The sequence below is a fragment of the Luteolibacter sp. genome (assembly GCF_039920825.1).
GTDB lineage: Bacteria > Verrucomicrobiota > Verrucomicrobiia > Verrucomicrobiales > Akkermansiaceae > Luteolibacter.
This window is the reverse complement of record NZ_JBDSCX010000019.1, coordinates 1-5,997: the sequence shown is the minus strand read 5'-3', so window position 1 is coordinate 5,997 and position 5,997 is coordinate 1. Positions and strand designations below refer to the sequence as shown.

At 56.3% G+C, this 5,997-nt stretch carries 3 protein-coding genes and 1 pseudogene; 3 read left to right on the top strand and 1 reads right to left on the bottom strand.

The genetic code is table 11. The annotated features are described in order from the left end of the window. From ABIQ96_RS05050 to ABIQ96_RS05040, 3 genes and pseudogenes are all read left to right on the top strand, one after another. A pseudogene (locus ABIQ96_RS05050) lies at window positions 1–1,025 on the top strand (DNA-directed RNA polymerase subunit beta'); the annotation flags it as partial. A 116-nt stretch (window positions 1,026–1,141) separates the two neighbouring features. Next, window positions 1,142–2,023 carry an SMP-30/gluconolactonase/LRE family protein gene (locus ABIQ96_RS05045; protein ID WP_348213468.1) on the top strand — a complete coding sequence of 294 codons (882 nt, stop codon included), beginning with the start codon at window positions 1,142–1,144 and terminating at the stop codon, window positions 2,021–2,023. Window positions 2,024–2,346: 323 nt separating this feature from the next. Next, a complete protein-coding gene (locus ABIQ96_RS05040) occupies window positions 2,347–4,746 on the top strand; it encodes a hypothetical protein (RefSeq protein ID WP_348213467.1) in 2,400 nt (799 codons plus the stop codon). Window positions 4,747–4,908: 162 nt separating this feature from the next. On the opposite strand, the gene ABIQ96_RS05035 is transcribed toward ABIQ96_RS05040, so the two are convergent. Beyond that, window positions 4,909–5,799 carry a neutral zinc metallopeptidase gene (locus ABIQ96_RS05035; protein WP_348213466.1) on the bottom strand — a complete coding sequence of 297 codons (891 nt, stop codon included), beginning with the start codon at window positions 5,797–5,799 and terminating at the stop codon, window positions 4,909–4,911. Window positions 5,800–5,997: the final 198 nt, after the last annotated feature.

Below are 5,997 nucleotides of genomic sequence, written 5' to 3'. Positions count from 1 at the left end.
CCGTGACTAACGAAACGGACAAGGAAACCGGCAAAAAGGGCATGGTCGTCACCGAGCACAAGGAAGACCTCCACCCGCAGGTCGTCATCATCGACGAGAAGACCAAGGAAATCAAAGCGAGCTACTCAATCCCGGTCGGCGCCCACCTTTCCGTCAAGGAAGGCCAGGTCATCACCGCCGGAACGCAGATCGCCAAGACTCCGCGTAAGGTTGCCCGCACCAAGGACATCACCGGTGGTCTTCCACGGGTGGCCGAGCTTTTCGAAGCCCGCAAGCCCAAGGATTCCTGCGTCATCGCCAAGATCGAAGGAGCTGTCTCCTTTGGTGGCAATGTCCGCGGTAAGAAAAAGGTCATCGTCACCGATGCCGAGTCCGGCGAGCAGGTCGATCACTTGGTCCCGATGGGCAAGCACGTGGTCGTCACCGAAGGCGACGTCGTCAAACGCGGCGATCAAATCACCGAAGGCCCTGTGTCGCCGGAAGATTTGCTCGAAGCTTGCGGAGCCCAGGAGCTGCAAGAGCACTTGGTCAACGAGGTCCAATCCGTTTACCGCGTCCAAGGTGTGGAAATCAACGACAAGCACATCGAGGTCATCGTTCGTCAGATGCTCCGCAAGGTGAAAATCACCGATCCGGGCGATGCCGACCAATACCTCTGGGGTGACCAAATCGACCGCTCGAACTTCAAGCGCGTCAACGCGGAAATCGTCGCCAACGGCGGCAAGCCTGCCGAAGGCGAGCCTGTCCTGCTCGGCATCACCAAAGCCTCGCTGGAAACCGACTCGTTCATCTCCGCCGCTTCCTTCCAGGACACCACCCGGGTCCTCACCGAAGCAGCGACCCTCGGACGCGTTGATTACCTCAGCGGCTTCAAGGAAAACGTCATCATGGGCCACCTCATCCCCGCCGGCACCGGATTCTATCACCACCGCGAGGCGGAATTCGAATTCACCGTCGAGGAGCCCGAGCCGATCATCGCGCCGAAGGAATCCTTCGACGACGACGAGGACGCCGCCACCGCGTAATCGCTAACAATCAACAGAGCCCCGGCCCGCAACAGCGAGCCGGGGCTTTTTTGTTGGACCGTGGAATTCATTTCATCCGAAACTCCCGCTTTCACAAACCCGTAAGCATCCCACGCATGAAACCCATCCTCTTCTTCCTCATCACTGCATCCTTTGTCCAGGCCCAGATCCCCATCGCCCCCGGCGCGGAACTCAAGCTCGCCGCCGACGGCTACAAGTTCACCGAAGGCCCGGCCGTCGATGCCAAGGGCAATGTCTATTTCACCGACCAGCCCAACGACCGCATCCTCAAATGGTCCGCAGATACCGGAAAAATTGAAGACTTCATGAAGCCCGCCGGGCGTTCCAACGGGCTCTGCTTCGACCGCGAGGGGAAGCTCATCGCCTGTGCGGATGAAAAAGGCCAGCTCTGGCGGATCGATCCTGAAACGAAAAAGGTCACCGTCCTGTTGGACAACTACGACAAGAAACTCTTCAACGGCCCCAACGATGTCTGGGTGGATCCCGCGGGCGGGATGTATTTTACCGACCCGTTTTACAAGCGCGACTACTGGCAGGGCAGGGAAAAGCCCGATCAGGAAAAGCAGCGCGTCTACTATCTTCCGAAAGGCGCGAAGGCCCCCGCCATCGCCGAGGAAACCCTCGTCCAGCCCAACGGCATCATCGGCTCGTCCGACGGCAAGCTCCTCTTCGTTGCAGACATCGGCGCAAAGAATACCTATCAATACGACATCGCCAAAGACGGTAAACTTACCAACCGCAAGCTCTTCTGCGAGATGGGTTCCGACGGCATGACCCGCGACAGCGCGGGCAACATCTACCTCACTGGCAAAGGCGTCACCGTCTTCGACAAGGACGGCAAGAAGCTCGGTGAAATCCCCAACACCGAAAGCTGGACCGCCAATGTCTGCTTCGGAGGCAAGGACATGAAAACCCTTTTCATCACCGCGATGGATTCCCTCTACACCGTGGAAATGTCCGTCGCAGGCACCCGCTAGAATTGGAGCGCGGAATCCAGAGTCTGCGATAGCAGACCATGAATCAACCGGCGAAGCCCTATCCGGCTGGCCCTAGGGCAATTCATTCCGAACGCTCATGGGCGGATGCCGTGCATGGCGATCTCCGACAATATTGTTTGCCGTCAGGGATTGGATCATGCTAACAATCGCGCATGATTAAATTTCAAGATACAGGAAGGAAATTTTTGACCGATCAGCGGATTGGGGCCCTTTTTGGGGCCGGGAAAGTCGGGAAATCGGCGCTGATCGCTTTCTTGTGTCTGGGTTCGATTGCGGCGGCAGCTGAATCGAAAATTATCTATGTGAACGGAGCGGTCGCCAAGTCTGGAAAAGGAACCTCTTGGAAAGACGCCTACAAATACCTTCGGGACGCGCTGGATCACTCCTCTCCAGAAGATGTGATCTATCTGGCCAAGGGCACCTACTATCCGGACGACGGAAAATCTGGAAGTTTCGGAGATCGGGAAATGTCCTTTGAACTGGATGGGCAGAAGATCTACGGTGGCTTTGTCGGCAAGGAAACCAGCCTGAGCCAGCGGAATCCGAAGGCGAATCCGACGATTTTATCGGGTGAAATCTGGAATCTGGGAGGAGAGGATGTTTATTGGTCACTTCATGTGGCGGTCTTGAGCCGGGATTCGACGCTGGACGGCCTCACCGTCGAGGACGGCCATGCGAGCGGTTCGGACTCATGGGCCTATCCCAGTATTCCCCACTACGATGAAGGCGGCGGTTGTTATGTGAAGGCGGGGAAGACCCTGACGCTGTCCAACTGCACATTCAGGAACAACCATGCTCTTTCCTTCGGCGGGGCGATCATGGTGGAGGATGATACGGGTAAGGTGGTGGCGAGCGACTGTGTCTTTGATAGTAATAAAATCCTCTTGGACTATGACATTACCTTGGCCGATTCCGGTGGCGGGGCCATCAAGGGCAATGTCGAGGCGACCCGTTGTGAATTCACCTTCAATGAAGTCGTAGCGGAGAATTTCATCGGCGGGACTACCTCATTTGCCAGAGGAGGGGCCGTTTCTGGAAATGTCACTGCCACCAAATGTGAATTTACCGGTAATACAGTCACCGCTTACGGGGTGGGCCCGGATGTGGTGACCGCGACAGCGATCGGAGGAGCGGTTTTCGGTGATGTGACGGCTGTTCAATGTGATTTCTCCGCAAATGGAGCCACGGCGGAAAGTTCGAAAACCATTTCGTCCGGTGGAGCCGTCGGTGGTGGTTCATTGATCGCTGAAAACTGCTCGTTTTCAGAAAATCACAGCGGCTTCGGCTTGTTCGACGACAAAAACGGAACCGGCAAGGGTGGGGGAGGCGCGGTGAATGTTTCATCGGGGCAATCCATTCTCGCGAATTGTGTTTTCGTGAAAAATACCAGCCAGATGCGTGGCGGAGCGGTTCACGGAGACAGCGAAAAATTCGCCGACTCGCTGGTGGTCGCCAATTGCACCTTTCTTGATAATGGGGTGGTCACCGGGCTTGATGGCGCGGCTCTTTCCTGCGGAGGAATTGTCAGAATGCTTAACAACATCTTCTGGTATAATTCCGCCAACACCGTTGACTTTACCCGCGACAATCTAATCAACGTCATCTACAAAGGCGTCCTGAGAAATTCGATGGTGGACTATCCGACTCCCTCGACGATCACTCCAAATATCGTTAGAGGTGGCTCCGCCGGAGTTAGAAATGCGGGTGGCGGGGATATCTTCCTCGGGGCCGTTGCTCAGACGATCCTCGCCGGTGATCCGCTCTTCATCAATGCGGCGGATCCGGATGGGGCGGACAACATATGGAGAACTACGGATGATGGATTGCAAGTCGGCTTGGGAAGTCCCGCCATCGGAATTTTGCGGGACCCGAGAGTCAAAAATCCCAAAAATTTCCTGCCGAAAGACAGCCTGGACATCGACAAGGACGACGATTTTACCGAGTTTCTTCCCATCGATATGATCGGTGTCGTCCGGGTGCAGAAGTCTTTCGTGGACATGGGAGCCTACGAATTCGGAAACCGGGCCAACGTTCCTGAGATTTCCGTTTTCGTGAATAATGCCAATCCGCTCACGGACGGCGACACGATTTCCTTCGGCACTGTGACGCAGGGATCACCTCTTCAAAAAACCATCATCGTTAAAAATGTGGGGACAAGCGGGCTGAAGGATCTCTCATTTTCCCTGAAGGGATCGCTAACATTTACGTTGAAATCACCCTTTACCAACTACCTTAAACCGGGTGCCAGCGCGAAATTGATCGTTACTTTCAGACCCACCGGCAAGAGCAATGAAGCCGCCAAGCTTCAAATCGTCAGCACTGATGACGATGAAAGCTCGTTCGACATTACCTTGAGAGGCAGCGGTATTTCGAAAACAAACTCCACGGCAAAACCGAATTTCGCGGCGGAGGCTCCTCTCGTATTTCCGGTGGTTGCCGCCTCCCCGACGGGACAAGGCCGGACCAGCGCCGTGGTCACGACCGCCACCGATGCGAAGGGTGTGAAATACCTCGTCCTCACCGTGAGCAAGGCCACCGGATCGAATGTCGAGGCATCTAACGTGGAGGTTTCCTCAAACCTGCTGGACTGGTATAGCGGCTCTAACCACACTACAACGTTGGCGGAAACCCCGACCATTCTGAGTGTCCGGGACAATACCCCGGTTGTCCAAGGCGCAAAGCGCTACATCCGCCTGAAATAATCGCCCGCGGTGATTCAATGGGTTTTCTATCAGAAGTGGATTTTGTCATGGGCTCCCGGAGTTCTTCCCGCGCCTCCTTCGCCTGGCATTTTGCCGCTGAATTCCTCCTGGGTTTTCAAGACGGGCGGGCTCCGGAACCGTGCTTTGAAAAGCCAAGAGGATTCACAAATCCTTGTAAGGCATCGAGAACGTATCGCCGTCCTCGATCCTGCCGCTATCCAGCCCTTTTTTGAACCAGCGCATCCGCTGCGCCGCGGTTCCGTGGGTGAAGGCTTTGGGCGTCACGCGGCCCTGCATTTGTTTTTGAATCATGTCATCGCCGATGGCGTTGGCCGCCGTCATCGCTTCCTCGATGTCGCTGTTGTCCAGTTTCAGATCCTCCTTCGAGTGGTTCGCCCACACGCCGGCATAGTAATCCGCCTGCAGTTCCAGCCGCACCGAATATTCGTTGTAATCCGGCCGCCCCTGCATCGCCGCCACCTTGTCGGAAGTGCCTAGCAGCTTCTGCACGTGATGACCCACCTCGTGGGCGACCACGTAGGCCTGCGCGAAATCGCCCGGCGATTTGAATGTCTTTGCCAGCTCATCGTAGAAGCTCAGGTCGATGTAAACGACCTGATCTCCCGGGCAATAGAACGGTCCCATCGCCGCGCTGCCGGTTCCGCAGGCCGTCCGGGTCTGACCAGTATAGACCTTCATCGCAGGCTGTTCGTATTTCCGTCCGTGCCGCGCGAATTCGGCCGTCCAGACATCTTCTGTTTCCCCCATCACCACTTTGACGAAATGAACTCGCTCGTCATCCTCCGGGTTTGACGCCCTCTGGCTGGAACCGGTTGACGGCCCGCCGCCCAGCAGCATCCCCGGATCCACAATCCCCATCTTCCAAAGCACCGCCCCCACCACGACGGCCGCCAGAATCCCCTTGATCCCGAAAATCCGGCCGATCGTCATCAGCAGCCCTAGCCCGCCGCCTCCCCCTCCGCCGAAGCCTCCGGAACTTTGTCCTCGCGCGTCCTCGACATTGCCACTCTCTCTTCTGCCTTTCCATTCCATGATAGTGATTGGGGTTGAGACCAGCATGTAACCCCAACTATTTGTCACAGGCAAGCTCGCAGAATCCAGAGTTCTGAGCTGGCCCCAGAAGTCCGGCCACTGATGGGCTAAACTAAGCTATGGTGCTGGGATGCGGGAGATTGATAGGAGAGCATGGGTTCTGAATCAAGGATGGAGTGGCGAGGAACACGAAATCGG

Coding starts and splice junctions, on each gene's coding strand:
- ABIQ96_RS05045 (WP_348213468.1), top strand. CDS start 1,142: ATGAAACCCATCCTCTTCTTCCTCATCACTGCATCCTTTGTCCAGGCC.
- ABIQ96_RS05035 (WP_348213466.1), bottom strand. CDS start 5,799: ATGGAATGGAAAGGCAGAAGAGAGAGTGGCAATGTCGAGGACGCGCGA.